The organism is Stenotrophomonas sp. 107298_Sma, assembly GCF_056480345.1.
In genome coordinates, this window is sequence record NZ_CM151094.1 from 2,248,494 (window position 1) to 2,274,130 (window position 25,637).

General features: G+C 64.6%; 38 protein-coding genes. 35 read left to right on the plus strand and 3 right to left on the minus strand.

Annotated features, from left to right (window positions below):
* The first annotated feature begins 9 nt into the window (after nucleotides 1–9).
* From lolA to ACZK2G_RS10505, 3 genes are all read left to right on the plus strand, one after another.
* A complete protein-coding gene (lolA, locus tag ACZK2G_RS10495; RefSeq protein WP_478475473.1) occupies nucleotides 10–648 on the plus strand; it encodes an outer membrane lipoprotein periplasmic chaperone LolA in 639 nt (212 codons plus the stop codon).
* Between the two features lie 312 nt (nucleotides 649–960).
* Complete coding sequence (locus tag ACZK2G_RS10500) at nucleotides 961–2,238, plus strand: replication-associated recombination protein A (RefSeq protein ID WP_014037159.1); 1,278 nt, start codon at nucleotides 961–963, stop codon at nucleotides 2,236–2,238.
* Nucleotides 2,239–2,313: 75 nt separating this feature from the next.
* Entirely contained in the window at nucleotides 2,314–2,685 is a 372-nt protein-coding gene (locus tag ACZK2G_RS10505; RefSeq protein WP_046982920.1) for a DUF805 domain-containing protein, read from the plus strand.
* A 72-nt stretch (nucleotides 2,686–2,757) separates the two neighbouring features.
* Here ACZK2G_RS10505 and ACZK2G_RS10510 read toward each other — a convergent pair whose 3' ends face one another.
* The 3 genes from ACZK2G_RS10510 to ACZK2G_RS10520 form a co-directional block, all read right to left on the minus strand.
* Nucleotides 2,758–3,132: a hypothetical protein gene (locus ACZK2G_RS10510; protein WP_046982921.1), complete on the minus strand. Its 375-nt coding sequence runs from the start codon at nucleotides 3,130–3,132 to the stop codon at nucleotides 2,758–2,760.
* 369 nt (nucleotides 3,133–3,501) lie between these two features.
* Nucleotides 3,502–3,726, minus strand: coding sequence for a hypothetical protein (locus ACZK2G_RS10515; RefSeq protein ID WP_478475475.1), 225 nt, complete (start codon nucleotides 3,724–3,726; stop codon nucleotides 3,502–3,504).
* Nucleotides 3,727–3,799: 73 nt separating this feature from the next.
* Nucleotides 3,800–4,222, minus strand: coding sequence for a hypothetical protein (locus ACZK2G_RS10520; RefSeq protein ID WP_478475477.1), 423 nt, complete (start codon nucleotides 4,220–4,222; stop codon nucleotides 3,800–3,802).
* Nucleotides 4,223–4,497: 275 nt separating this feature from the next.
* On the opposite strand from ACZK2G_RS10520, the gene ACZK2G_RS10525 reads away from it, so the two are divergent.
* The 32 genes from ACZK2G_RS10525 (at nucleotide 4,498) to ACZK2G_RS10680 (ending at nucleotide 25,535) form a co-directional block, all read left to right on the plus strand.
* On the plus strand, nucleotides 4,498–4,848 hold the full coding sequence (locus ACZK2G_RS10525; RefSeq protein WP_154263167.1) for a helix-turn-helix domain-containing protein: 351 nt from the start codon (nucleotides 4,498–4,500) through the stop codon (nucleotides 4,846–4,848).
* Nucleotides 4,849–4,913: 65 nt separating this feature from the next.
* Nucleotides 4,914–5,357: a hypothetical protein gene (locus tag ACZK2G_RS10530; protein WP_478475479.1), complete on the plus strand. Its 444-nt coding sequence runs from the start codon at nucleotides 4,914–4,916 to the stop codon at nucleotides 5,355–5,357.
* A gap of 14 nt (nucleotides 5,358–5,371) precedes the next feature.
* The gene (locus tag ACZK2G_RS10535) at nucleotides 5,372–7,348 is read left to right on the plus strand and encodes a transposase domain-containing protein (RefSeq protein WP_478475481.1); all 1,977 of its coding nucleotides are present in this window, start codon (nucleotides 5,372–5,374) and stop codon (nucleotides 7,346–7,348) included.
* A complete protein-coding gene (locus tag ACZK2G_RS10540; protein WP_478475483.1) occupies nucleotides 7,348–8,574 on the plus strand; it encodes an AAA family ATPase in 1,227 nt (408 codons plus the stop codon). Before ACZK2G_RS10535 ends, ACZK2G_RS10540 begins: the two co-directional genes overlap by 1 nt.
* 41 nt (nucleotides 8,575–8,615) lie before the next feature.
* Nucleotides 8,616–8,804 (plus strand): hypothetical protein, encoded by a 189-nt coding sequence (locus tag ACZK2G_RS10545; RefSeq protein WP_478475484.1) that lies wholly within the window; start codon nucleotides 8,616–8,618, stop codon nucleotides 8,802–8,804.
* Entirely contained in the window at nucleotides 8,801–9,091 is a 291-nt protein-coding gene (locus ACZK2G_RS10550) for a hypothetical protein (protein ID WP_478475486.1), read from the plus strand. The genes ACZK2G_RS10545 and ACZK2G_RS10550 overlap by 4 nt, the downstream gene beginning before the upstream one ends.
* Before the next feature lie 10 nt (nucleotides 9,092–9,101).
* On the plus strand, nucleotides 9,102–9,554 hold the full coding sequence (locus ACZK2G_RS10555) for a hypothetical protein (RefSeq protein WP_478475488.1): 453 nt from the start codon (nucleotides 9,102–9,104) through the stop codon (nucleotides 9,552–9,554).
* The gene (locus ACZK2G_RS10560) at nucleotides 9,554–10,195 is read left to right on the plus strand and encodes a DUF3164 family protein (RefSeq protein ID WP_478475489.1); all 642 of its coding nucleotides are present in this window, start codon (nucleotides 9,554–9,556) and stop codon (nucleotides 10,193–10,195) included. The genes ACZK2G_RS10555 and ACZK2G_RS10560 overlap by 1 nt, the downstream gene beginning before the upstream one ends.
* Entirely contained in the window at nucleotides 10,192–10,485 is a 294-nt protein-coding gene (locus ACZK2G_RS10565; protein ID WP_478475490.1) for a hypothetical protein, read from the plus strand. Before ACZK2G_RS10560 ends, ACZK2G_RS10565 begins: the two co-directional genes overlap by 4 nt.
* A complete protein-coding gene (locus tag ACZK2G_RS10570) occupies nucleotides 10,472–10,921 on the plus strand; it encodes a hypothetical protein (protein ID WP_478475491.1) in 450 nt (149 codons plus the stop codon). The genes ACZK2G_RS10565 and ACZK2G_RS10570 overlap by 14 nt, the downstream gene beginning before the upstream one ends.
* Nucleotides 10,918–11,334 (plus strand): gp16 family protein, encoded by a 417-nt coding sequence (locus ACZK2G_RS10575; RefSeq protein WP_478475492.1) that lies wholly within the window; start codon nucleotides 10,918–10,920, stop codon nucleotides 11,332–11,334. Before ACZK2G_RS10570 ends, ACZK2G_RS10575 begins: the two co-directional genes overlap by 4 nt.
* Nucleotides 11,331–11,594, plus strand: a complete 264-nt coding sequence (locus tag ACZK2G_RS10580; RefSeq protein ID WP_478475494.1) for a hypothetical protein — start codon at nucleotides 11,331–11,333, stop codon at nucleotides 11,592–11,594. The genes ACZK2G_RS10575 and ACZK2G_RS10580 overlap by 4 nt, the downstream gene beginning before the upstream one ends.
* Nucleotides 11,594–12,184: a hypothetical protein gene (locus tag ACZK2G_RS10585; RefSeq protein ID WP_478475496.1), complete on the plus strand. Its 591-nt coding sequence runs from the start codon at nucleotides 11,594–11,596 to the stop codon at nucleotides 12,182–12,184. Before ACZK2G_RS10580 ends, ACZK2G_RS10585 begins: the two co-directional genes overlap by 1 nt.
* The gene (locus tag ACZK2G_RS10590; protein WP_478475497.1) at nucleotides 12,184–12,600 is read left to right on the plus strand and encodes a Mor transcription activator family protein; all 417 of its coding nucleotides are present in this window, start codon (nucleotides 12,184–12,186) and stop codon (nucleotides 12,598–12,600) included. The genes ACZK2G_RS10585 and ACZK2G_RS10590 overlap by 1 nt, the downstream gene beginning before the upstream one ends.
* Before the next feature lie 13 nt (nucleotides 12,601–12,613).
* Entirely contained in the window at nucleotides 12,614–12,976 is a 363-nt protein-coding gene (locus ACZK2G_RS10595) for a hypothetical protein (RefSeq protein ID WP_478475499.1), read from the plus strand.
* Nucleotides 12,977–13,142: 166 nt separating this feature from the next.
* Nucleotides 13,143–13,463 carry a hypothetical protein gene (locus tag ACZK2G_RS10600; protein WP_478475501.1) on the plus strand — a complete coding sequence of 107 codons (321 nt, stop codon included), beginning with the start codon at nucleotides 13,143–13,145 and terminating at the stop codon, nucleotides 13,461–13,463.
* A complete protein-coding gene (locus ACZK2G_RS10605) occupies nucleotides 13,460–14,149 on the plus strand; it encodes a transglycosylase SLT domain-containing protein (RefSeq protein ID WP_478475503.1) in 690 nt (229 codons plus the stop codon). The genes ACZK2G_RS10600 and ACZK2G_RS10605 overlap by 4 nt, the downstream gene beginning before the upstream one ends.
* 270 nt (nucleotides 14,150–14,419) lie before the next feature.
* On the plus strand, nucleotides 14,420–14,833 hold the full coding sequence (locus ACZK2G_RS10610; protein ID WP_478475504.1) for a hypothetical protein: 414 nt from the start codon (nucleotides 14,420–14,422) through the stop codon (nucleotides 14,831–14,833).
* 263 nt (nucleotides 14,834–15,096) lie between these two features.
* Nucleotides 15,097–15,210 carry a TraR/DksA C4-type zinc finger protein gene (locus ACZK2G_RS10615; RefSeq protein WP_478475578.1) on the plus strand — a complete coding sequence of 38 codons (114 nt, stop codon included), beginning with the start codon at nucleotides 15,097–15,099 and terminating at the stop codon, nucleotides 15,208–15,210.
* Entirely contained in the window at nucleotides 15,207–15,485 is a 279-nt protein-coding gene (locus ACZK2G_RS10620) for a hypothetical protein (protein ID WP_049436662.1), read from the plus strand. The genes ACZK2G_RS10615 and ACZK2G_RS10620 overlap by 4 nt, the downstream gene beginning before the upstream one ends.
* Nucleotides 15,485–15,790: a VpaChn25_0724 family phage protein gene (locus tag ACZK2G_RS10625; protein WP_049436663.1), complete on the plus strand. Its 306-nt coding sequence runs from the start codon at nucleotides 15,485–15,487 to the stop codon at nucleotides 15,788–15,790. Before ACZK2G_RS10620 ends, ACZK2G_RS10625 begins: the two co-directional genes overlap by 1 nt.
* Before the next feature lie 5 nt (nucleotides 15,791–15,795).
* Entirely contained in the window at nucleotides 15,796–16,374 is a 579-nt protein-coding gene (locus tag ACZK2G_RS10630) for a phage protein Gp27 family protein (RefSeq protein WP_100552825.1), read from the plus strand.
* Nucleotides 16,371–17,939 carry a hypothetical protein gene (locus ACZK2G_RS10635; protein WP_207764199.1) on the plus strand — a complete coding sequence of 523 codons (1,569 nt, stop codon included), beginning with the start codon at nucleotides 16,371–16,373 and terminating at the stop codon, nucleotides 17,937–17,939. The genes ACZK2G_RS10630 and ACZK2G_RS10635 overlap by 4 nt, the downstream gene beginning before the upstream one ends.
* A complete protein-coding gene (locus ACZK2G_RS10640; protein ID WP_478475506.1) occupies nucleotides 17,933–19,516 on the plus strand; it encodes a DUF935 domain-containing protein in 1,584 nt (527 codons plus the stop codon). Before ACZK2G_RS10635 ends, ACZK2G_RS10640 begins: the two co-directional genes overlap by 7 nt.
* An 88-nt stretch (nucleotides 19,517–19,604) precedes the next feature.
* On the plus strand, nucleotides 19,605–20,708 hold the full coding sequence (locus ACZK2G_RS10645) for a PBECR2 nuclease fold domain-containing protein (protein ID WP_478475508.1): 1,104 nt from the start codon (nucleotides 19,605–19,607) through the stop codon (nucleotides 20,706–20,708).
* 138 nt (nucleotides 20,709–20,846) lie between these two features.
* Nucleotides 20,847–21,398, plus strand: coding sequence for a phage virion morphogenesis protein (locus tag ACZK2G_RS10650; protein WP_100552828.1), 552 nt, complete (start codon nucleotides 20,847–20,849; stop codon nucleotides 21,396–21,398).
* Nucleotides 21,399–21,656: 258 nt separating this feature from the next.
* Nucleotides 21,657–22,784, plus strand: a complete 1,128-nt coding sequence (locus ACZK2G_RS10655) for a phage protease (protein ID WP_100552829.1) — start codon at nucleotides 21,657–21,659, stop codon at nucleotides 22,782–22,784.
* 33 nt (nucleotides 22,785–22,817) lie between these two features.
* Nucleotides 22,818–23,225: a hypothetical protein gene (locus ACZK2G_RS10660; RefSeq protein WP_100552830.1), complete on the plus strand. Its 408-nt coding sequence runs from the start codon at nucleotides 22,818–22,820 to the stop codon at nucleotides 23,223–23,225.
* Between the two features lie 37 nt (nucleotides 23,226–23,262).
* A complete protein-coding gene (locus ACZK2G_RS10665; protein ID WP_248853920.1) occupies nucleotides 23,263–24,156 on the plus strand; it encodes a Mu-like prophage major head subunit gpT family protein in 894 nt (297 codons plus the stop codon).
* A 67-nt stretch (nucleotides 24,157–24,223) separates the two neighbouring features.
* A complete protein-coding gene (locus ACZK2G_RS10670; protein WP_100552832.1) occupies nucleotides 24,224–24,580 on the plus strand; it encodes an HI1506-related protein in 357 nt (118 codons plus the stop codon).
* Nucleotides 24,580–25,086 (plus strand): DUF1320 domain-containing protein, encoded by a 507-nt coding sequence (locus ACZK2G_RS10675; RefSeq protein WP_100552833.1) that lies wholly within the window; start codon nucleotides 24,580–24,582, stop codon nucleotides 25,084–25,086. The genes ACZK2G_RS10670 and ACZK2G_RS10675 overlap by 1 nt, the downstream gene beginning before the upstream one ends.
* Nucleotides 25,083–25,535, plus strand: a complete 453-nt coding sequence (locus ACZK2G_RS10680) for a phage tail terminator protein (protein WP_100552834.1) — start codon at nucleotides 25,083–25,085, stop codon at nucleotides 25,533–25,535. Before ACZK2G_RS10675 ends, ACZK2G_RS10680 begins: the two co-directional genes overlap by 4 nt.
* Nucleotides 25,536–25,637: the final 102 nt, after the last annotated feature.

Below are 25,637 nucleotides of genomic sequence, written 5' to 3' on the forward strand. Positions count from 1 at the left end.
GATTCCCGCATGAACTTCCGCTTCCGCCGTTTCCTTGCCACCACCACCCTGGCCGTGGCCTGCGCCGCCGCCGGCAGCGCCTGGGCTGGCGCCCGCGATGACCTGAAGACCTTCACCAGCGGCCTGAAGGGCCTGGATGGCCAGTTCAGCCAGCAGGTGTTCGACAGCCGCGGCAACGTGAAGGAGTCGACCAGCGGCCGCGTGGCGCTGTCGGCGCCGCGCCTGTTCCGCTGGGAGTATGTGCGCCCGCACGAACAGTTGATCGTGGCCGACGGCAGGAAGGTCTGGATGTACGAGCCGGACCTGGAGCAGGCCACCGTGCGCGAGCAGGGCAAGGAAGAGCAGAACAGCCCGCTGACCGCGCTGATCAACCCGGCGCTGCTGGAGCAGCAGTACGACCTCAGCGAGGAAGCCGCGCAGCGTGACGGCCTGCAGTGGTTGTCGCTGTCGCCGAAGCGCGATACCGAAGCCAGCTTCCAGTACGCCGCGCTGGGCTTCAACGCCCAGGGTCTGGCCAGGATGGAAATCACCGACGCCGTCGGCCAGCGCACCGTGATCACCTTCAGTGGCTGGAAGCGCAACCCGGGCTTCGCTGCCGGCACCTTCAGCTTCACCCCGCCGAAGGGCACCGACGTCATCGGCAACTGATCGGGGGCGCCGGGCATGGCCCGGCGCTACCGGGGTGCCAACCGGCACCGCCTTGAAGTGTCAACCGGCAACGCCCTGGTGGGTGTCAACCGGCACCGCCTTGGTGGGTGTCAACCTTGGTTGACACGTTTTTGATCTGCCGGCCAGCGGCCGGCACTACCGATTCCTGTGGCCTGGCGCTGGTGGGTGCCAACCTTGGTTGGCACGCTCTCGCGGTACAATGACCGCGTGGCAAGACATCGTTCAACCTCCTTCCCCGGCCCCGATCTGCTGAGCATCGATCGGGATCATCTGCGCCCGCTGGCCGAGCGCATGCGCCCGCGCACCCTCGACGAGATGGTCGGGCAGAAGCGCCTGCTGGCGCCGGACAGCGCGCTGCGCCGCGCGGTCGAATCCGGTCGCGTGCATTCGATGATCCTGTGGGGGCCGCCGGGCTGCGGCAAGACCACGCTGGCACTGCTGCTGGCCGAATATTCTGACGCCGAATTCCGCGCCATCTCCGCCGTGCTGTCCGGCCTGCCGGAAGTGCGCCAGGTGCTGGCCGAGGCCGCGCAGCGTTTCGCTGAAGGTCGCCGCACGGTGCTGTTCGTGGACGAGGTGCATCGCTTCAACAAGGCGCAGCAGGATGCGTTCCTGCCGCACATCGAGCGCGGCACGATCCTGTTCGTCGGTGCCACCACCGAAAATCCGTCGTTCGAGCTGAACTCGGCGCTGCTGTCGCGCTGCCGCGTGCATGTGCTGGAGGGGGTTTCGCCCACCGACATTGTCGAGGCGCTGGAACGTGCGCTGGGTGATCGCGAACGCGGCCTGGGCGAGGAGGGCATCGAAGTCGCCCCCGAGCTTCTGCTGGAAATCGCGACCGCCGCCGATGGTGATGTGCGTCGTGCGCTGACCCTGCTGGAGATCGCCGCCGAACTGGCGGGTGGGGAGGGTGGCCGCATTACCCCGCAGACGCTGACCCAGGTGCTGGCCGATCGCACCCGCCGCTTCGACAAGGGTGGCGAGCAGTTCTACGACCAGATATCGGCGCTGCACAAGTCCGTGCGCAGCTCCAACCCTGATGCCGCGTTGTACTGGCTGACCCGCATGCTTGATGGCGGCTGCGATCCGTCTTACCTGGCGCGCCGGCTGACCCGCATGGCGATCGAGGATATCGGTCTGGCTGATCCGCGCGCGCAGAGCATGGCGCTGGAAGCCTGGGACATCTACGAGCGCCTGGGCAGCCCGGAAGGCGAGCTGGCGTTTGCCCAGCTGGTGCTCTATCTGGCCAGCACCGCCAAGTCGAATGCTGGCTATGCCGCCTTCAACCAGGCCAAGGCCGATGTGCGCGAGAGCGGCACCGAAGAAGTGCCGCTGCACCTGCGCAACGCGCCGACCAAGCTGATGAAGGAGCTGGGCTATGGCGCCGAGTACCAGTATGACCACGATGCCGAAGGCGGCATCGCACTGGACCAGACCGGCTTCCCGGATGCGATGGGCGAGCGGGTGTACTACAACCCGGTTCCGCGTGGCCTGGAAATCAAGCTGAAGGAAAAGCTGGACCGGCTGCGTGCGGAGCGCGAAGCGGCGCGGGCCGCGAAGGGCCGCTGAGCCGGCTCGACGCCACATTGTTCTGCGCGCCTGCATTTGGCACACTGCGCGGCCACTTTTTCAAGGATTGATGCCGTGCAGGAAATGATTCTGCCGTTGAAGCGTTACGCCCAGTTCGATGGTCGGGCCAACCGTCGCGAGTACTGGATGTTCCAGCTGTTCCTGTTGATCGTCTCAGCCGTGCTGATGGTGCCGCTCATCGCCGGATTGGTGATGCAGTCGGATGGCCTGGGTATCGCGTCGATCATCCTGTTTGTCGTGTTCTGGTTGGCTACCCTGCTGCCGGTCATCGCGGTCACCGTGCGCCGCCTGCATGACTGCAACCAGTCGGGCTGGATGTACCTGCTGGCCTTCATTCCGTTCGGCGGCCTGGTGATCTTCGTGTTCGCGCTGCTGCCGGGTACGCCGCAGGAGAATGCATATGGTCCGGTACCTGCGGGCCCCTGACATGGCATGAGTCGAGCACGGCTCGACTCTACAGAGACAAAGAGAAGAAGCCGGCGTTCGCCGGCTTCGTCCTTACTTGACGGCGCAGTCGCCGAACGACAGATAGTCCGAGCCGGAGCTGAACTGCAGCGTGCAGCTGGCGGTGAAGGTGGCGCCTTCTTCCAGTGCGCTGAGCTTGGCGGCCTGCTGCGCATCGTCGGTGGTCAGCCGGGCCAGGACATTACCCTGGTCATCGCCGGCCTCGATCAGCGGCTCGCCCTGCAGGTTGCTGGAAACGCCCAGCGCGACGGCGGTGAAGGTCACCGTCTGGTTGAGTTCTTCCATGCTCAGCGTCGAATAGCCGGCCTCTTCATAGGCCTGGTAGAGCGTCGGCAGATCCTGCGCGGCATGGGCGGCCAGCGGTGCGAGCAGGCCGAGGGAGAGTGCGATCAGGGTGGTGTGCTTCAAGAGAGTCTCACGATCATGGGATCCAATCCCATGGCGGTCATGGCGCGGATGAGCGCGACCGGATCGACGGCAGACTAGCCGCCCTCCGTGGCCGCGCTGTAAGCGGGGCGATCCAATGCCCCGGTGACCAGCAAAATAGGGGAAATGCCGTTGTTGGGGGACTTAGAGATTGAGAACGGGGAAAAAACGGGATGAAACGGGATGAAATGGGACGAAAGCCCCGTCTGGCAAGCGTTTCACCCGTCGAGTGACATCTATTGATAGATAGAGCTCGGTTTGCGAAACCGGCCCTATCTGACCCGATTGGACACCAGAAATGCAAAACGGCCGCCAGTGATGGCGGCCGTTTGACTTGTGTTTAAAGGGGCTTCAACGGGCTGGCGGTCCATCGGGTGGATCGCAGATGTTCTGCAGACAGTCCTCCAGGCCCTTGAGCCTGACCAGCACCTGGTCGAGTTGCTCCTGGCTCAGATATTTGAGGGAAGGAACGCCGAGGCGGAGCAGATCCCGTTCAATTTCCCGCTGCCAACCATAGCGGGCGGCGAGGTCCTGGATTTCATAGCGTGCGCGTGCGCGCCGCAGATGCACTGGCATTGCCGGCACGGGGTCCGAAAGCCTTGTCTCCCAATGACTCCGTGGGATCGCGTCCCGCAGAATCGCCCTCAATCTACCTACCAGTTGCCGCTGCTCCTGCATCCTTTGCCCCTGTAACGATCATCCCGACAGTCTGCTGGGCAAACGGCCTTACGTCCGCTTCCGGCAGTCCCTTTTCCAGCAGCTGAGCCAGCAGAACAAGCGCCTCGCCGTACTGGGCCGGGGCCAGAACAGCATCCGCGTCATCGAGCGCCTCCTGGAGCAGTTGCGCGGCGATCTTCACAGACGACTGGCTCACCACCTGAGACTGCCGCAAGTCATTGTTTTGGCGCGTATTCGTGCCGGAATCCAGGCGTTCATCGCCCGAGCCTGTCAGCAGCCAATTGGCGTTCCAGCCCTGCTGCACCAGAGCAGCCAAGCACTCCGCCCCAATCTCTCTTAGGCCGCGTTCAAAGCGCCCATAGGTGTTTTTGGACACCCCGATCAGGGTGGCCATCTCCCCTTGCGTCCTCGAACCCCGAACGGTGGTCAGTCGCGCGCCAATCGACACCCATTCGGGTTTCGCTCTTTCCTCGCCGGAAGTGCGAATCAGATTCTCTGCGTGATTCATCGTTTCGCACTTCCCGTAAGTATTTGTTTCATAAAGACAGATTCCCGAAAACACCCATTTGTGTCGTCGCCGACCAAGTGCGAAACACGTTTGGGTGTTGACAAGCACCCAAATGGGTTTAGCATCTGCCCCGTAGTCATCGCTCAAATGACAGGTACGAAATGTCAGCAACGAATACCCCGAGAAAAGCCAGTCCCGCTAAGGACTGGCATGCCGCCGACATCGTAGCGGCGCTGCACCGCAAGGAAATCTCTCTGCGGCAGATCGCGCTACTGAATGGCTACACCAACGGGGCGAGCCTGAATCCGGCTCTCCGTCGGCCGTACCCCCAAGCCGAGGCCCTGATTGCAGAGGCACTCGGAATGGAACCCCAGGCCATCTGGCCCAGCCGGTACGGCGCCGACGGTAAGCCGAACCGTGGCCCAGGAGGCCGCAAACCGCTGCTGCCCCCTGATGCAAAGCCTAGCAGCCTGCGGACAGGCCGCAATCCACAAATTGGCGCCCCGCAATGAACAGCGCCTCTATCTACCGCTTCCCCACGGCGCACAGGCGCCCCCACCGAGCAGGAGACGCAAGGATGAATCGTCAGCCCAGCCAGCCCTATGACTTCTTCTTGACCCCACGCCCCTCGGCGCCGGTCAACGGCACCATGGATTACCGCAAGTCCGTCAGCATGCTGGTCGGCCAGATGCTGGAGGCCGCGCACGCTGCAGGCCTGGACCGGCACGAAGTGGCCGCACGCGCCAGTCGCCTGACTGGCCAGAACGTATCCAAGGCGATGCTCGACGGCTACACCGCGCCCAGCCGCGAGACGTTCAACATTCCGCTGTGGATTGCCCCCGTGCTGGAAGTGATCTGCGGCGGGACGCTGCTCGCTGAGTGGCAGGCCCAGGTCATCGGTGGCCAGCTGCTGCTGGGCGCCGAAACCTTGGACGTTGAAATCGGCCGCGCCCACCGTGAGCGTGTCGTCGCAAGCCAGCGCCTGCGCCAGCTGCACCGCCTGAGCGTGAGGGCATCCTAATGGCGGACGGCAACATGTCCCCCCGTTCGATGCTGGACCTGGCCACCTTGGCCAGCAGCCTGGGCAAGACCAAGCGAGCCGTCGAGATCCGCGCCAAGCGCGAGGGCTGGGCGTTTGTGGAAAAGTCCACTCGCGGTGGTCGTCGCCGACTGTATGCCGTTGATGCGCTACCGGCAGACGTACAGGCCGCAGCTGTCATCGCCGGTCAGGTCAGCGAGACGCCGCAGCGGGCCGTGGCGATTCGCCAGGCCAACGTCGATTCCATCGCGTCCGCGTGGAAGCGCTACGAGGCCGTCCCGCAGCATTTGAAGGACGAAGCCGCACGCCGCCTGCGCGCACTGCAGGCCGTTGAGGCGCTGCAGGTTGCCGGCCATCCTCTGATGGCGGCGCGTCAGATCGTCGCCAGCCAGATGCAGCGCGACCAGGTCGGCGGCGTGAGCGTGGCCAGCCTGGGCCGCTGGGCCGCGCTGGTGGCCAAAGCCGAGAAGCAGCACCGCCTGGCGCTATTGGTGCCGGCATACGCCGCGACCAAGGCCAAGGCCGAGATTCACGCCGAGGCCTGGGATCTGTTCAAGGCCGACTATCTGCGGGTCGAGGCTCCGAGCGCGCAAAGCTGCTATGACCGCCTGCAACGCATCGCCGCCACCAAGGATTGGCCTGCGCTTCCGTGTGCAAAGACGTTTACCCGCCGTGTTGAGGCAGAACTGCCGCGCGCCGTCCTGGTGATGGCCCGTGAAGGCCAGGAACGATTCAATCAGACGTTCCCGGCCCAGGAGCGCGACCGCAGCGTGTTCCACGCGCTGGAGGCAGTGAACAGCGACGGCCACAAGTTCGACGTGTTCGCACGGTGGCCGGACGGCACGGTTGCCCGCCCCATCATGGTGGGCGTCCAGGATCTTTACAGCGGCAAGCTACTGGGCTACCGCATCGCCGAAACCGAGTCGTCGGACCTTGCGCGCTTCGCGTTCCGTGACGTGATCGAGCGCTATGGCATTCCCGGCAAGGTCTGGCTGGACAACGGTCGCGGCTTCGCATCCAAGATGCTGACCGGCGGCACCGCGAATCGCTTCCGGTTCAAGGTGAAAGAGGACGATCCGACTGGCCTGCTGACGGCCATGGGCTGCGAGATCCACTGGGCGACTCCGTACCACGGCCAGGCCAAGCCCATCGAGCGTGCCTGGCGCGATCTCTGCGACCGCGTTGCCAAGCATCCGGCGTTTGCCGGCGCCTACACCGGCAACAAGCCTGACGCGAAGCCGGAGAACTACGGCAGCAAGGCCATCGCGCTGGATGAGTTCGTGCGCGTCCTCAATGTGGAAATTGCAGCCCACAACGCCCGCGAAGGACGGCGCACGCGCACGGCGGCAGGCCGCAGCTTTGATGCCGCCTTTGAGGCCAGCTATGCACAGGCCACGATCCGCAAGGCATCACCTGAGCAGCTACGGGAAATGCTGCTGTCCACGGACGTGGTCACCTGTGACCGCCGCGATAGCAGCGTGCGGCTGTCGGGTAATCGCTACTGGAGCGACGCTATCGCCCCGTTCGCTGGTCAGAAGGTGATGCTTCGCTTTGATCCTGAGCATCTGCACCAGGCTGTGCACGCCTACACCCTGGCCAACGTCTACATCGGCCAGCTGGACTGTATTGCCGCCGTTGGCTTCGCTGATACCGGCGCAGCCCGCGAACACGCCAGGGCCAAGAAGCAGTATCGCCAGGCCACCCGCAAACAGTTGGATGCGGAACGCCGGATGGAAGCTGCCAGCGTCGCCAACCAGCTGCCGGCGCCAATGCCCGAATCTCTGCCGCCTGCAGGCGTGATCGCGCCGCTGTTCGGTCGTCGGCAGTCGCCGCGCGTGCAGGAGGCCGAGCCAGCCGAACGGCTGCGCACCGGGACCGACGACAACGAAAGCGCGTTCGTGTCGCTGATGGATCGCATGCAGGCCCAGCAGCGCCGGAACAACCTGTGGACCACGCCTGACGGGGAGGCCTGATGCAAAGCAACCCCGCCACCGGCTACCAGCGTCGGCAGGCCTACCTCCAGCGCATTCGCAATGAAGGTTCGCACCCACTCCGCCACCAGGCACAAGCCCGTTTCAGATCCGGCGTAGACACCCGGACCAATCCGAAAGCGACAGCAGCAGGCGGTGGCATCGTCCGCCGCAGATCGAAGCTCGCCGCCCTCAAACGTCCGCCCCTTCCACCCGTTGCCCCGCTGCACCCGCACCAATCCAAGGAACCCAACACGATGAATCTGGCCGTCACCCCGATCACCCCCGAAGAACTGTCACCGGAGCAGCTCGCCGATCTGCGCGACCGTCTGCGCATCACCCTGGAAGAAGACAAGAACCTGAGCCAGGCCCGCTTGGCAAAGGAATCGGACATCAGCAGCGCCACGCTGTCGCAGTTCTTGGGCGGCACCTATGCGGGCAACCAGCAAAACGTGGCTCGCAAGCTGGCCGGTTGGCTCAATGTCCGCGATGAGCGCATCAGCAACGGCAAGCTGCCCGAAGGCCCTGAGTTCGTCACCACGCCAACCAGCGAGAAACTGCGCGCCGTCCTGCAGTACGCACACATGGCGGGCGATATTGCAGTGATCGCTGGTGGCGCGGGCCTTGGCAAGACCGTCACGAACAAGCGCTATGCAGCCGTGAGCCCGAACGTCTGGCACGTCGAATTGACCCCGGCCACGGGCGGCGTGCTTACCTGCCTGCAGGAGATTGCCGCAGTCATGGGCCTACGCGACCTGGTCAACTCCGCCGCTTACATCCAGCGGGCCATCTTCCAGAAGGTGCGTAACACCAGCGGCCTGCTGATCCTGGACGAAGCACAGCACCTGACCGTGCAGGCGCTGGACATGGTCCGCGCTATCAACGATCAGACCAGCATCGGCCTCGTGCTGTGCGGCAATGATCGTGTCATCACGCAGATGACGGGCGGCAATCGCGCTCCGTTCCTCGACCGCCTGTATAGCCGGGTTGGCAAGCGCCTGGTCATTCACAAGGTGGTCAAGGGTGACGCCGACGCGATCATTGATGCCTGGAACATCGCCGATGCCGGTTGCCGCGATCAGATCCGGCAGATCGCAGACCTTCCGGGCGCACTCCGCGTCCTGAATAAGGTGCTTCGCCTTGCCTCGATCTACTCCCAGGCCAAGAACGAGCGGATCTGCTGCGAGTCCATCCGCTACGCGGCCAAAGAACTGGGCGTGATGGTGTGACCACGTCCATTTCCCGTCTCACGGCCGACCTGGTGTCGGCCGTGGGCGGCATCGCCAGGCTGGCATCACCGGATGCACTGCCGGCGCGCTGCCTGATCGTCCAGCGCTGCTACGCGCTAGCCACCCCATTCGATTCGCTGACCATTGGCCAGTTGCTGCAGTGGAGCAATGAAGCCATCGCAAGCGCCGCTCAAACGGCCAAAACCGACAACCAGGAGCGTCTCCCATGAACACCACCGACAAGAATCGCACCGCCATCCAGCATCAGCTGACCGCTGCATTGGAGGCCATCAATGCTCTGGCCGATAAGGGCCTCACGGCGCGTTCCGTTTCGATCACGGGCGCCCGGCCCGTGATCGTCATCGACCGCCCGCGCGGCGATTCGCTGGTGGGCGCCCAGCACATCCGCGAGCGCAAGGGCCAGCTGGTGACCCGCACGAAGATGGCGACCCCATTCCACGGCTGCCAGGTGGAGTGGGACGTGTGCCAGTCCATCCCCACCAGTGGGCTGCACTGAGTAAGACGCCATGACGAAGCATGTTCCGTTCCCCAAGTCGCTGCAGCAGCTGCTGCAGCGAATCCTGGAGGCAATCGACCAGGCAGGCGGCTGCATGACGCGCGCCCAGCTGGCCACCACCCTGCACGATGCGCGGCCGTTGGACATTGACGACACCCTGGGGGAGCTGATCGACCGCAACCAGGTGGAGCGCCAGGGCAGCGATCCGCAGATGCTCTGGCTGGTCCGTGGCTCCACCGGCAGCCAGTACGCAGCCGCACCGGAGCCCAAGCCCGCCAGTTGCGAGCAGCGGGCGCAGGCCGCAAGAGCTCTGGCCGTGGAGCGGCGTCTGGAGGCCATCGCCAAGGATGTCCTGGATACCGCGCTGGACGCCCGCGCCGCCGGACTACCAGCGCCCCTGGTGCGCCTGCTGATGCAGTGCGATGGCGCCATTACCGAAGCCCGCAGCCACCTCACCCTCTGATGAACAAGGAAACCCCACCCATGCAAGCAAACGCGATTCCCGAAGGCTACCGACAGGACGCCAAGGGGCACCTGGTCCCGGAGCAGCACATCAAGGCAATCGACAAGTTGCGCGATGAGCTGGTGCAGGAGCTCGCTGAGCGCGCTCAGGATCTGCACCAGAGAATGGCCGACTTCAAGCGCCATGCGTTCAACAGCATTGCCGCTTTCGTGTCCCTCAGTGCGGAGCAGTACCGCGTCCACATCGGCGGCAAGAAAGGCAACGTCACGCTGGTGGCCTTCGATGGCCAGTACAAGGTGATCCGCCAGTTCCAGGAGACGATCAAGTTTGACGAACGCCTGTTGGCTGCCAAGGCACTCATCGACCAGTGCCTGGCAGAGTGGACCGAGGGCGCGCGCACCGAGATCCGCACCATCATCAACGATGCGTTCCGCGTCGATCAGCAGGGCAACATCCGCACCGGGCAGGTGCTGCAGCTGAGGCGCCTGGAGATAGACGATCCCCGCTGGCAGGAAGCCATGCGCGCCATTGGCGAAGCCGTCCAGGTCATGGGCAGTAAGTCCTACGTCCGCGTGTACCAGCGGGACAAGGATGGCGCCTATCAGCCCATCACCCTGGACCTGTCGGCGGTGGCCCTGTGACCGCGCGTGTTCCTGCCGACCTCGCCGAGCTGGCACTGGCCGTGGCCGATGCAACCGTGCGCGCCGACATCGAGCTGTTTGCCCGCCAGCAGGACATCGAAGGGCTGACGTTCTATGACCTGACCTGTGCCAATGACCCGCGCTCCCCGGAGGCGATGGGCTACATACAGCGTGCGGCGGCTTACATCGACGCACGCGGCGACGTGTTCCCCTGGCGGTTGGTGCGTCACATCAGCGCCCCGAACCTCGTTTGCTTCCGCGACAAGGAGTCAGCCCATGGCCAAGGCTGAAACCAAGCATCCCAGCCGAGAGGAGTGGTTGCGGTTCGATCAAGCCCTGGCGACGCCCTGGGCCGGTGGTGTCGAGGCCCTGGCCGATGGCCATCGACTCCAGATCGTGGTCAAGCAGATCAAACCACTCAAGTTCGCAGTCGTGGTCTACGTGGACGGCGAGATCCGCCAGGAGTTCGTTGAGCCGGGAAATGCCATTGGAGCCAAGTTCTACCGGCCACGCTCTATCTGCGCCTATAGCCCGAAGGAGCGAGCAATGATGGAAAAAGACTGGGGCAAGCGCTGGACCAAGGCATCGGTCAAGAAAGCGACGGTAGTGGTCAATGATCCTTGTTGGAGCTCGCCGGCCGCGCTGCGCCGGCATCTGACGAAAACCTGCACTGAAATCGACCTGGTGCGTATTGGACGGCCCGAGAAGGGTGAGGCGACGGAATGAACGCCAAGGTAGACCCAATGCGCCGCGCACAGATCGCCAAGATCAAAGTTGCACAGAAGGAGCTCGGCATGGATGAGGCAGACTATCGCGCGCTCCTGCAGCGTGTGACGGGCAAGCAATCATCCACGCAGATGTCGCCGAGGGAACGCGACGCGGTGCTGGCTGAGCTGACCCGCCTTGGCTGGAAGGCCAAGCCGGGCAAGCCACACCCTGACCGCCCGAAGAACACCGACCAGGTGCCGATGCTGCGAAAGGTTGAGGCACTGCTGGCCAGCGCCAGACGTCCCTGGAGCTACGCGCATGCAATGTCGGCGCGGATGTTCCAGGTGGACCGCCTGGAGTTCCTCAAGCATGACCAACTGCACAGCCTGATTGCTGCGCTACAGATCGACTGCAACCGGAGGGAAGCATGAGCAATACCGTAAGTGACGCCGAACGGGTCCAGGCACAGGCGGATGCGACCGGGGAAGCCTTGCGCGTGACCTTGGAGCGCATCGCCACACTCCCACCGCCGCAGGTGATCCCATATCTGAGCAGCGTGGTGCAGATCGGAGTTGAGCTGCTACGCGCCAATGGCCGTGAGGATGCGTATGTAAAGGGATTTTTGGAGGCAGCCCTGGGGAGCTTGAGTAGCCCGCCCACTATCACGTTGAAGGATCTGCGGGTTCACTGATGAAAGCGACTTGTCCCGATTGTGGTTGCCAAGGCCATATCAACGCGTTTCTCCTGGAGGAGGAAGGCAAGCGCCTGGCCGTCACCGTAGCGGCGATGCCGCCCGAGCTCGGCCGAGCGGTGCTTGCCTACCTCGGCCTGTTCAAACCGGCCAAACAGGGCCTGCGAATGGGGCGCGCGGTGAAGCTCGCCCAGGAAGTGGCCGACCTGGTCGCCTCTGGCACGGTCTGCAAGGACGAACGCGGCGGCATCCGCCGCCCGGCACAGGTTCGTCACTGGGTGGCAGGCATCGATCAGATGCTGGTGGCGCGGCCGAACCTGACCCTCCCGCTGGAGTCGCACGGCTACCTGCGCGCGGTCGTGTTCGGCTTGGCCGACCAGGCCGATGCAGCCGCTGAGCGTGAACGAGAAGAACACGCCCGCGCGGGCCGGCACCTGGGCACCACGGCACGCGTCAATCCCGGTGCTGGCGAATCCAGGCTGGACCAACGCTTGGCATGGATCAGCCAGATGGTTTCGCTGGGCCAGATGTCAGACGACGACGCCGAGCGCGAGCGCGCTGAGGCACACGAGAAGTACGGAGAACGCTGATGATCGAGCAACGCGATTGGGTCGGAACACCGGACGCCGATGCAGCCGCCGAGCTGATCGCGAGCGCACCTTTGGACCTGACCGAGAAACAGTGGGAAGGCACCCTGGTCGCGCTGGTGGCGGTCATGGAGGCGGCGTTTCGCCGGGCTGGCCTGGATGAGGAGCAGGCCACTCGGCTGGCCCTCGCTGGCATGTTGGCCCAAGCGGAGTATGCCGGCGGTCGCCAAATCTACATCCCGCAGGGCATGCGCCTCAGAAACGCCCTGCGGGATGCAGAAATCTACCGCCGGGCCAAGCGAGGTAACATTGCGCAGCTGGTGACCGAGTACGGCCTTACAGAGGTTCGGGTCTACGAGATCATTCGTCAGCAACGCCAGCTGCACCTCGCCAGGGTGCAGCGGAATTTTGACTTCTAGGGAGGGTGGCTTGATGAAATGGATGGGTGTTGCAGTCCTCAGTGTTGTTCTGATGCTCAGCACGGGCTGCAAGGACAGGCAGAGCCCGCTCGTCACTGGGGCTGAGAATGCGGTCAGGCAGATGTTGAAAGATCCCGAATCGGTGGAGTTCCGGAACGTGAGTGTCATTCAGCTGTCCACCGCTGAAGGAGATGCCCCCATCGTCTGCGGAGAGTTCAACGCGCGAAACAGCCTTGGTGGCTACGTTGGATTTGAGCCGTTTGCTTGGCACCCGGATGGCAAGCTAATCACCAAGGCGCTATTCCCTACGGCGGATCTAAGCATCCTGTATAAGGGCCTAGAAACGCTCTGCAGCGGTAAGCTCTACGAACCGTAGGAAACCTGCAGCGGCTCCACCTACATACGCCCCGCCTTAGCGGGGCTTTTTCATTGAAGCACTTTAGTCCCCGTCCAGTTTCGCGCGCGCGGAAGCTGTGTGTACCGGGGGACGATCAACGTGCGTAGCACGGCCGCACCCCGCTTACCCATACAGCGGAGTGCACATGGACCCCAACAATCGCCTTACCCGAGCCGTCGCTTTCCTCGGTTCGCTGTTTGACCGCATCGGCTACATCTGGCTGTGGCTGGCACTGAGCCTGTTTCTGCTGGCCAGCGTGGCCATCCTCAATCCCATCCTGGTCGCGTCCTATGCCTGGGCCGCTGCCAAGCTGACGATGGCAGCAGTGATTGGTCACGGCGTTGACCTGACGCTGTTCCGTGGCGCTGATCCCAGGTATCTCGATGGCATCGAGAAATCCATGGCGCAAACCCGGCGTGTGACCCTGATCGCTGCGGCCATGATCGCGGCAGGGCTGATCGGATGACCCGGCACGGCCGCCCCGATCCCGGCCTGCGCCTGGCAATCGCGGTCTGCCTGGTGCTTGTGGCCATCATCACCGGGGCCATCTGCGGCAAGGCAGAAGCGGCGCCGGCCCGCACCGCCGTCAAGGTTGCCCCTGCATCTGCCTTGTACCGACATCGCGTGGAACAGGCGGCATCCCGCGCGTGGGGCGTCAACGCGAGCTCCGCGCGCCTGGCTGCGCAGTTGCACCAGGAGTCTGCTTTTCGAGCTGACGCGCGCTCACCCGTGGGCGCCCAAGGAATCGCCCAGTTCATGCCGTCCACGGCTCGATGGATCGCCACCATCTATCCGGCCGACTTGGCAGGATTCGATCCCTGGAATCCGCAGCAGGCCATTCTGGCTGCAGCTCTGTATGACCGCTGGCTGTTCGACCGCGTCGCCGAGTACAGCCAGGGGCGTATGAGCAGCTGCAGCCGGTGGGCCTTCACTTTCCGCGCCTACAACGGCGGTGAAAAGGCGCTCAACCGCGAACGAGCTCTGGCCTACACCAGCGGCGTGGATGCGAACGACTGGCGGGCTGTCGAGCGGTTCCGTGCCCGAGCAGATTGGGCGCACAGGGAGAACACCGGCTATCCGAAGCGAATCCTGCTGACGTTGGAGCCGGCCTATCTCGCAGCGGGTTGGACCGGGGTGGCCACATGCCCCTGATCGCAGACCCGACCCGCCCCTATCGTTTCGCCTCGGTGCTGCTGGCACTGTGCCTGGCCGTTGCCGCCTTGCTCGGCGCAGGGTTTGCAGTAGGCCATCGCTGGGCTACTGGATCGGTCGCCATCGAGCAGCGCGAGGGCCTGGAGCTGCAGCTGCGCCAGCTGCAGGAAACAGCCAAGACGCTACAGACCCAATCGGCCCAGGCAACTGCCAACTACTACCGCGCAACCCAGCGCCTCAACCACATCGCCGAGCTCCAGGAGCTGGACCGTGAGAACCAACGTAAATTCAACCTGCAGCAGCAAGAGGCGCTCGCTGCGCTCCTGCGTAATCGCCCTGATCTGCGCACTGGCCACGCTGGGGCTGATGTCCTGCAGCACTGGAACCGCAGTAACGCAGGCGCCGCTCCCTCTGCCGCCCACGCCCCCAATGCCGGCAACGCTCAAGGCCGAATGCCCGGAGCTGCCGGCAGCCAAGGACGATCTCTGGGAAACCCTGCTGGGGAATCACGACCAGGTCGCGGCGCTGTACCACGACTGCCGCAACCAGCAGCGAAGGCTGACGCAGGCAGTGTCGGATTGGGAGGCGACCGCCTGGGGCTGGTACTGCACAGCGGTCACCCAGCTGCAGCTGCCCGTGGAGGCCTGTGCCCATGAAGGCGGAACCAACGATCAAGGTCGCTGACCTGACCCGCTTGCGGAACGAGTACGAGCAGATGGTTCGCGATGCCGAAAGCGGCAGCAGGCAACCAGGCAATGCAGGGCTCATCAATCGGGGGCGCGTGGCCACGCTTCGTGCCGTTGCGGTGGACCTGACAGAAATCATCCAAGGCAAGAGGCACCCGAGTGGCAGACGACGCTGACCAGGCCGACGTAGTAACCGAACGCGCCTGGGATCGATTCAGGCACAGCCGCCCGCAGTTCAACCCTCAACCAGTGCCCAACTCGATGCGCGATGCCGAATGCCAGGAGTGCGGCGCAATCGTCCCGGTCGGTCGCCTACAGGCAGTGCCAGGCACCCGCCACTGCACCGCCTGCGCAGGCGCAGGGTTCCGCCCATGATCGCCGCCGCCGCATGGGATGCGTCCATCGTCATTGGGCTGTTGGTCCTGGTTGCTGGACTGGTCGCGCTCAACCTCCTGGTCGGCGTGGTGCTTTGGTGGCGCCACTCCGGTCTGGCTGATCGAGTCACGAAACTGGAGGTTCAGCACGCACACCACCTGACCCACAAGGAAACCGGCGAACTGTTTGACCGAATTGCCCGGTTGGAGGGCATGGCAGCCGCCACCAACCGCATGCTCGAAACCGTCCAAGAACACCTCATGGAGAAAGACTGATGTCCCACAAGACCTTTGCGGAGCGCCACCGCGAGGACCGCCGCCTGGTGTTGCTGCGGCTGCTCTCGGAACAGAACGGCTACCGCGCCAACAGTTCGGTACTGCATGCCGGCCTCAACGTCCTGGCCGTGGCCGCCAGCCGCGATGACGTGCTGACCGACCTGACCTGGCTGAGCGAGCAATCGCTGGTGCGCGTTGATGAGCCCGTGCCGGGCGTGATGGTTGCTGAGCTGAGCGCTCGCGGTCACGACGTTTCGCGTGGCATGGCCAGTGTGCCCGGTGTCAGCCGCCCCAGCCCCCGGTAACGACGATGAGCACCACACCACGCCGTCGCGGCAAATCCAGCATTCAGCGCCTGCCCGCAGAACAACGCACGTTCATCGAGAAGCTGTTGCGCGAAGATCGCCTCACGCTGGCCGAGATGATCGAGGCACTGCAACAGCAATTCCCAGGACAGCCTGCGGCCGACATCTCGCGCTCCGCCCTGCATCGCTATGGTGCGGGGTTTGCTGAGCTGACGGCTCGCATGCGGGAGATTGAGGCAGTGTCCCAGGCTGTGGTGGGCGAACTGGGCGAAGGTGTGGGCGAGAAGGCCGGCGCGCTCCTCGGCCAAGCCATCACCACCCTGGCCACCAATGCGGCGCTGCGGGCTCACGAAAAGGAGGACGTGAGCATTGATGAGATCCGCAAACTGGCCCGCGCTGCCAAGGACGCGATGGACACCCAGCGCGTGAGCGTCAATGTGCGGCGCGCCATCATGCAGGAAGCGCGCGATGCCATGGTGCGCGAGCAAGCCGCCAAGCTGGAGAAGGTCGTCAAGAGCGGCGGGCTGTCCGCCGCTGCCGCCGCCGACATTCGCTCTCAGATCCTGGGAATCCGCACCGAATGAATGAGCGCGCCCGCCAGCTTGTGCCGAACACTGCCGCCGCCCACGTGCCTGCGGCACTGATGCCGTATCAGCAGCGCTGGATCGCCGATCCCGCCAACCTCAAACTCATGGAGAAGGGACGCCGTACTGGCATCACCTGGGCAGAGGCTTCCGACAACGTGCTGATTGCTGCCAGTGCAAAGAGCGCGGGTGGTCAGAACGTGTACTACCTCGGCACCGACAAGGAAATGACTGAGGAATACATCCAGGCGTGCGCCATGTGGGCCAAGGCCTTCAACTACGCGGCCGGACTGGTGGAGGAAGGCTTTTGGGATGAGGAGGAGGATGACAAGCACATCAAGACCTTCACCATTCGCTTTCCGGAAAGTGGATTCAAGATCACGGCACTGGCCAGCCGGCCGCGCAAGTTGCGTGGTCGCCAGGGCGTGCTGGTGGGCGACGAAGCCGCATTCGTCGATGATCTGCAGGAGCTGCTCAAGGCAGCTGTTGCGTTCCTGGTGTGGGGCGGAAAAGTTCGCCTCATCTCCACCCATGATGGCCATGACAACGCATTCAATGAGCTGATCGAGGAGATCCGCGCGGGTGGTCGTCGCGGATCGATCCACCGCGTGCCTTTCCGTGAGGCGGTCGAAGAAGGCCTTTACCGCCGTGTCTGCATGCGCCTGGGCAAGACCTGGTCACAGGAAGCAGAGGAGGAGTTTATCGCCGAGGTGTACGGCACCTATGGCGATGCCGCCGCCGAGGAGCTGGACTGCATTCCGTCGCAAGGCAGTGGCGCATGGCTCAGTGCAGCGTTGATCGAGGCGCGCATGACCGATGCCCCGGTGCTGCGCTACACCTGTCCCAAGGGCTTTGAGCAGCAAAGCGACCACGTCCGATGGGAGGCCGTGCAGACGTGGTTGGATGACGAAGTCGGACCGCTCCTGGACAAGCTGGACCCTGATCTACAGAGCGTCTATGGCCAGGACTTCGGCCGGTCAGGTGACTTGTCGGTGATGGTGCCAGCGCAGATCACCCAGACGCTCAAGCGCAAAGTTCCGTTCATCCTGGAACTGCGGAACATGCCGCACCGCCAGCAGGAACAGGTAGCCAAGTACGTTATCCACCGTTTGCCTCGGTTCGTGAAGGCTGCAGTGGATGCGCGCGGTAATGGTCATGCACTCGCAGAGTTCCTCGCCCAGGAGTTCGGCTATAGCCGTGTCGAGTTGGTCATGGCCACCGAGGGCTGGTATCGAGAGCACATGCCGCCAGTCAAGAAGGCATTTGAGGACGACACCATTTCGCTGCCGCGCGACAAGGACACGATGGCAGACCTTCGCGTGGTGCGAGTCATCAAGGGCGTGGCCAGGGTGCCCGAGCGCACCACCGGGCGCGACGGTGGCCAACGCCACGGCGACTCGGCTATCGCGGTTGCCCTTATGTACTACGCCAGTCGCCATCCAGGTGCCGAGATGGACTGGACCCCCGTGCCGCGCTCTGTGCGCGGCTTTGATTCCGTGGCCAGCCACGGGCACGAGCGTCCCGAGGACGACGATTTCAATCTGCCGGAACCGCAAGCATGGTGACCAAAACCCGCATTCTCGGCCCCGATGGCCAGCCCTTCACCGTGACCGACCTGGCACAGCCCCAGACTGCGCACGCCAACTCACTGCAGCGCGAGTTCCAGGGACACCCCTCGCGCGGCCTCACGCCCAGCCGTTTGGCCTCGATCCTGCTGGCGGCCGAACAAGGCGATTTGATCCGCCAATACGAGCTGTTTGAGGACATCGAGGAGCGCGACGCCCACATTTTTTCGGAGATGTCCAAGCGCCGCCGCGCTGTCTCCGGGTTGCCGTTCAAGATCAGTGCGCCGCCCAATCCCAGTGCGGCGGAGAAGAAGGCGACCGAGCAGCTGCAGGCGATGGTGCTGGCTATCGATGACTTCGATGGGATCGTGTTCGATACCACCGACGCCATCGGCAAGGGTTTCGTCAACCTGGAAATCGAATGGGATCGCAGCGCCCAAGAGTGGCTGCCGAAGTCCATCACCCATCGGCCGCAGTCCTGGTTCCAGCTGCACCGCGGCTATCGCCAGGAGATCCGTCTGCGCAACGGTACTGGCGAGGGGGAAACCCTGCGCCCGTTTGGTTGGATCACTCACACGCACAAGGCCAAGAGCGGCTATCTGGAGCGCGCTGCGCTGTTCCGGGTACTGGTGTGGCCGTACCTGTTCAAGAACTACAGCGTCGGTGATCTGGCCGAGTTCCTGGAGATTTACGGCATTCCAATGCGGATCGGCAAATACCCGCCAGGCGCATCCGACCGCGAGAAAATGTCGCTGCTACGTGCGTTGATGGAGATCGGCCACAACGCTGCCGGCATCATCCCGGAGGGGATGAGCATGGACTTCCCCGCTGTCGCCGAGGGTGATCCAAAGGCCTTTGAGCTGATGATGAACTGGTGCGAGCGCAGCCAGAGCAAGGCCATCCTGGGCGGCACGCTGACCAGTCAGGCCGATGGCAAAAGCAGCACCAATGCGCTGGGCAACGTGCACAACGAAGTGCGCAAGGAAATCAAGGACGCCGATGCTGGCCAGTTGGCCAGCACGCTGTCCCGTGACCTGATTTACCCGTTGGCGGTCCTCAACGGGCTGGTGCGACCGGGTGACTATCGTCGCTGTCCGCGCCTGGTGTTCGACCTGGCCGAGATCAAGGACATCGGCACCTATGCCACAGCGCTGCCCGCGATGGTCGCCATGGGCATGCAGATCCCCCGCGCCTGGGCACACACCGAGCTGGGCATCCCCGAAGCCGGAGAGGATGAGCCGATGCTGGGGCAGGTTCCCGCAGTAACGGATCAGGTGGCATTGAGCAGTGTGCGGACTGCGACGGCTGCCGCACAGCCGGTCTCGGTGTCGTCGCGGGATCGCGAGGACCAATTGGCGCGACTGGTGGCCACCGAGCTCGATCCGGTTGTGGCCGAATGGGTGGACGCGATCCGCGAGCTGGTGGATGGCGCTCAGGATCTGGAGCAGATCCGCGACGGCCTGCTGGCGCTCCTGCCAACCCTGAGCGCGGCGCAGTTCGGCCAGGCCATGCAGCACGCCCTGGCTATTGCGGGCGCAGCGGGCATGCTCGATGCCCTGGACGAAAGCCGTGGCTGAGATCCGGGGCAACTTCGGGAGCATGCCCGAGGCGGAGCGCTACTTTCGCGGGAAGGTGAACCTTCCCACGCGACGGTGGGATGACCTGATGCACGGGCAGCATGCGCGGGCGTTTGTGGTTGCCGGCGCCACGCGCGATGCGCTGTTGACCGACCTGCGCGAAGCAGTGGATGCAGCCATCACTCAGGGCGAGACGCTGGAGGACTTCCGCGCTCGCTTCCAGGACATCGTCCAGCGCAATGGATGGCATGGCTGGACCGGCGAAGGCAGCCCCGGCGGGCAGGCCTGGCGCACGGCGACCATCTACCACACCAATCTGCGAACGGCCTACCAGGCCGGGCGCTGGGAGACGCTCAAGAATTTCCCGTTCCTGCGCTACAAGCACAACACCGTGCGCAACCCACGCGAGCAGCACAAGGCTTGGGATGGCGTCATCCTGCCGTCCGACCATCCCTGGTGGGATACCCACTACACGCCCAATGGCTGGGGCTGTCGCTGCACGGTGCTGGGCGTATCGGCCGCCAAGATGAAAGCCATGGGCTGGAAGGTCAGCGAGCCGCCCGCGCCCATCCAGGGTGACCCGCCACCGGAGTGGGCGTATCACGTCGGCCATGCCGCCAGCGGCCGACACATCGCCGACAGCGCGCTGGCAAAGGATGCTGCGGCCAAGTGGTCGGAGGTGCCAGGGCGAAGCGCCGAGGACTACGGGCGTCCCGCCCAGGTTCCGCTGGACGCTGCGACTGCGCGGCCTCTGTCCACGGGTATTCGTGATCCTCAACAGGTGCGCCAGGCCTGGCAGGAGCTGTACGGCCGCACCGCCACGCTCACCGATCCATCCGGGGCCGAGGTGCTGCTTACCGACCAGGTGATTGAGCACTGGCTGGAGAAGCCGTCACGCCTGGATGGTCGGGAGAAGTATCTGCCGCTGCTGGCTGAGACGATCCAGAGCCCGTTTGAGGTGTGGGCCAACTTCGCCCGCAACGAGGCTGGCCAGCTCGGCCTGCGCCGCTACTACGTCAAGCGGATCGAAGTCACCGAGTCCGAAGGCGGGGCGCAAAAGCGCTACGCCCTGACAGTGATTGCCGAGGTGCTGCCTGGCGGGGTGTGGGGATCGTTCGACTTCTTCCGTGGCAGCAAGGCTCAGCCGCGTTCGCGGCAGGGGCTGCTGGTATGGGGACGGCCGGAAGAATGAGCCTTTGCCTACAGACGCGCCAGACCGCTCTGCGGCGCTTCCTGCAGGGCCTCGGGGGCTGGCCCACCCTGTGGAAGGATTGCGGCTTGGCCGCTACGCCGGGGGCGGCTTTGCCCCGGCCCGTTTACGGAGAATACCATGGCCAATGAACCCCTGATCCTCACTATCGATGCGCGCCAGGCCGAACAGTGGTTCGCCCGTCTCCTGGAGCGCAGCGTCAACCTGTCGGGCCTGATGGCCCAAGTTGGCGAGGATCTGACCGAAAGCACCCAGGCCCGATTCGATACCGGCATTGGACCGGATGGCGTTGCCTGGCAGCCGTTGGCCGATGGGTCAGGCCGAACGCCGCTCAACGATACCCGCCGCACCCGTGACGGTATCCACCCGTTGTCGGGCCCTGACTGGGTGGAGATCCGCGCCGACTCAAAGCAGGCGCGCTGGCACCAGGAAGGCACCAAGCCCTACGAGATCCGCGCAAAGAACGGAAAAGCGCTCTACTGGCCCGGCATGCAGACGCGTCCAGGAAAGGATGGCCAGGAGGGGCCCGCGTTTGTGGCCAAGGTGAATCATCCTGGCTTGCCGGCCCGCCCCTTCATGGGCCTAAGCGCCGAGGATGAGCAGAGCATCGAGCGCCTGGCCGTCGCATGGCTGGAACTGGACGCAGACCCCGCCGGATTGGGCCGCGCCTAAAACGGCCTGTACGGCCCGTGGAGGCCCCCTGGGCGCGGCCACCGTCCATGGTCCACCCCCAACGGGCAGCGGCGGTCGATTTAAACGCCTTTCAAACGCCCTTGAAGGCGCCAGTTCAAGTGACCACCCCGGCGAAGGACAAAAATCACCCCGGCCGGTGTAGAGTCCCTGCCGACAACACGCCCATCGGGCCACGCCCGAAAAGCAGTGAAGGGCTTTAGTCCCGCCGCCTGATCGATGGCGGCGAATCTGGCGGGGATGAATCAGCCCGCCCGCCGCCTCCATACCGCCGTTGCCCTGGCTGCCTGCAGCTTCCTGCTGCAGGCCGACGCCGTGGGCGATGACCGCCTCATTTCCATCCAGCTGACCCCCGCCGGTCACTTCAAGCCCAGCGACGGGCGAAAGATGGATGTCCCCGCCTGGTACATCGACGCCTCGGTGGCGGCCCGCGTGATCGAGCGTTTCAACGCTCGCGCCAACCCGGCAGTGGTCGATTACGAACACCAGACCCTGCACAAAGAAACCAACGGGCAGCCCGCGCCGGCCGCTGCCTGGATGCGTGCGCTGCAATGGCGCGAGGGATCTGGCCTCTGGGCCACCACCGAGCTGACTCCCCAGGCTGCGGAGCAGATCCGAACCGGCGCCTATCGCTACGTCTCCCCGGTGTTCCTCTACGACAAGACCACCGGCGAGGTGCTGGCCATGCAGATGGCCGCCTTCACCAATGACCCCGCCATCGACGGCATGCAGGCCATGGAGCTGCGCGCAGCGGCTTGCTTTGCCCACGACATCGATCCTGACAAGGAAACCTCCATGAACCCGTTGCTCAAAGCCTTCCTGGCTGCCCTGGGCCTGCCCGAAACCACCACCGAAGCAGATGCCATCGCCGCCTGCAGCTCCCTCACCACCAGCCTGGGCGTGCTGCGCCGACTGCAGGCCGAGCTGGGCGCCGAGGGCGAGCCGGCCGTTGCAGCCTGCAGTGCCCTCAAGACCCAGGCCACCGCCACCCCGGACCCGACCAAGTTCGTCCCCATCGCCGCCCTGGAGGAAGTGCGCGGCCAGGTCGCCGCTCTGTCCGCCGAGCGCACCGCTGACAAGGTCAGTGCGCTGGTCGAGGCCGGCCTGGCTGATGGCCGCATCCTGCCGAGCATGAGGGACTGGGCCACCGACCTGGGCAAGCAGAATCTGGCCGCGCTGTCGTCCTACCTGGACAAGGCCGCTCCGATCGCTGCCCTGGGCGGTACGCAGACCGGCGGCCAGAAGCCGGCCGGCGCGACCAACGAGCATGGCCTGGACGCGGCTGAAATGGCCGTCTGCAGCGCTACCGGCGTCACCCCCGAAGCCTTCGCGAAATCCAAGAAGGACACCGCCCAGGCGCAGGCCTGAGCACTACCCCCCCACCTCTCACCGGAGTCTGCTATGAGCGCAGCCACCCAGGCTCGCAACACCCCGCGCCGGGACGCACATCGTGTCGGCCATCCCTCCAACCCCGGCACCGCCCTGCACGCGGGCACGCTGATTGCGCTGCTGGCCACCAACGGCAACGCGGTGCCGGCAGGCACTGCCGGTTCCGGTGACGCCGTCGGCGTTGCACTTCGCTCCGTCGCCGGAACCTCGGCAGGCGAGCCGGTCGAATGCGAGCGCGGCACTGGCTTCCGTTTTGACAACAGTGCCGGCGCTGATGCCATCGCCCGCGCCGACATCGGCGCAACTGCCTACATCGTCGATGACCAGACCGTGGCCAAGACCGACAACAGCGGCGCCCGCAAGCGCGCTGGTGTCGTCCTGGACGTGGATGCAGCCGGCGTGTGGATCGTGGTCGGCTGAGCCGGCCCATCCGTTCCCCTATCACCAGGACAATCCCATGATCGTCAATCGCGGCAATCTTTCGACGCTGTACGTCGCCTTCAACGCAGCATTCAACGCCGGCCTCGGCCAGGCACCATCCCAGTTCCAGCGCATTGCCACGGTGGTGCCGTCCACCACCAAGTCCAACGAGTACGGCTGGCTGGGCAAGCTGCCCAACGTGCGCGAATGGATCGGCGAACGTGTCGTGCATGGCCTGCAGAACCACGGCTACACCATCAAGAACAAGCCGTATGAGCTGACTGTGGGCGTGGACAAGGATGACATCGAGGATGACAACCTCGGCATCTACAGCCCGCTCATGCAGAGCATGGGCGAGTCGGTCGGCGCGCAGCCGGACCAGCTGACGTTCGAGCTGTTGAAGAACGGCATCTCCACCGCCTGCTACGACGGGCAGAACTTCTTCGACACCGATCATCCGGTGCTGGACAAGGAAGGCAAGGAGACGGTCCAGAGCAACGTGGACTCGGGCGGCAATGGTGCCTACTGGTATCTGCTGTGCACCAAGCGCGCCCTCAAGCCGATCATCTTCCAGAACCGCAAGCCGCCGCAGTTCGTTTCCATGGACACCGATACCGATGAGGGCGTGTTCAACAAGAAGGAATTCCGCTACGGCGCCGATTGCCGCCGCAACGTCGGTTTCGGTTTCTGGCAGATGGCCTTCGCCAGCAACAAGCCGCTGACCGAGGAGAACCTGCAGGCAGCCTATACCGCCTTCACCTCGCGCACGGGCGACCACGGCCGTCCGCTGGGCCTGGTACCGGATCTGCTGGTGTGCGTGCCGAACGACAAGTTCAAGGCCGCCAAGATCCTCACCGCCAACCAGATCGCCGGCACTGACAACGTGATGAAGGGCGTTGTTGAGGCGATGGACAGCGCCTGGTTGCTCTGACCCTCGACCACTGACCGGCACCGCAGGGTGCCGGTCGCAACTTCCCCGAACACAGAAGGAGCGGCCCATGGCCGAACAGATCCTGGTAAAGGCCCGCCTGGAGCGTGGCCGCTGGCGTGCCGGCATGCACTTCACCCGGCAGGGCCGGATCGTGCTTGTCGATGTCCTGAAGGAGAAACAGCTGGAGGCGATCAACAGCGACCCCGAGCTGATCGTGACGGAGCTGCCAGCGTCGGACGATCCCAACGAACTGGCACTGGCTCGCGAACGCAAGGCAACCAAGTCCGGCAATGCCAAGCGCAAGTGGGCAGAAGCCGAGGCCCGCGCACGCACCGCCTCTGGCCTGGCCGAGGAAGCCTGGGCGAACCAGCCGGCAGCTGATCGCGTGAGCTTGATCGAGGCAGCGCTGGAGGTCGGCGCGTAATGGCCTACGTCACCCTCACGCAACTGGCCGAGCTCCCAGGGGCGCTGGAACTGTCCCAGGTGGCGGGTGGGCGCGATGAGCGCCCGGTTGCCTCCGAGCTGATGGATGCCACGTTGCGTGGGGGTGATCGCAGCGCCTTTCCGCCAAGCGAGGTGGCCAAGGCGGATGCGGCCCTGGAGCGCATCCAGGAGGCCACCCGTCAGGCAGATGCGATCATCGACGGCTACCTGGCACGGCGCTACAGATTGCCGCTGGGCAAGGCCGTTCCGCTGCTGGCCGTTTGGTCGCGCAGCATCACACGCTACCTGCTGCACCCTGATCGCCAGACGGACGAGCGCACCGATCCCATCGTGCGTGACTACCGTGACGCGATTCGCCTGCTACAGGAGACGGCACAGGAAAAATTCCACCTGGGCATCGAAGATCCGACTACGTCCACCGGCTCTGCAGGGGAATTCATCTTCCATGCCGGCAACAAGGTATTCGGGCGCGAGGGCCGGCCGTGACCGTTGGGCCGTTCCCGATCACCCCCGTCCTGGAGCGTCTGCGGGACCACGTGCAGGCACTGCTCCTGGTCGGTGATGCCGCCGACCTGGATACGGCCCTGGACCAGCAACCAGCCAAGGACTGTGCCGCCTACGTGACGGCCGCCGAGATGGGCGGCCGGCCTCGGTACACGGGCGATCAGCACATCCAGAACGTGGATGTCACGTTGCGCGTGGTCCTCATGGTGCGCAACTTCAGCGGCCAGGCCAGTGGCAGCGGCGCACGCCGCCAGATGGATGAGCAAGTCATTCCAGGCGTCCGCAAAGCACTGGCCGGGTGGACCCCTGTCGATGCGTTCGATGCGCTCAGCTTCCAGGCTGGCCGTGATGAGAAGTTCCGCGCCGGTTGGCTGGTCAGCCAGCAGGTATTCGTCACCAACTACCGCATGCAACACACACCGACCCCATGACCACCAAGCACACCCCTACCAGCGGTGGTGCCTGGCGCGTGATCGATGGCCAGCTCGTGGATGAGTCCGTACTGCCCGCCGAACCCGCTCCAGCACCCGAGA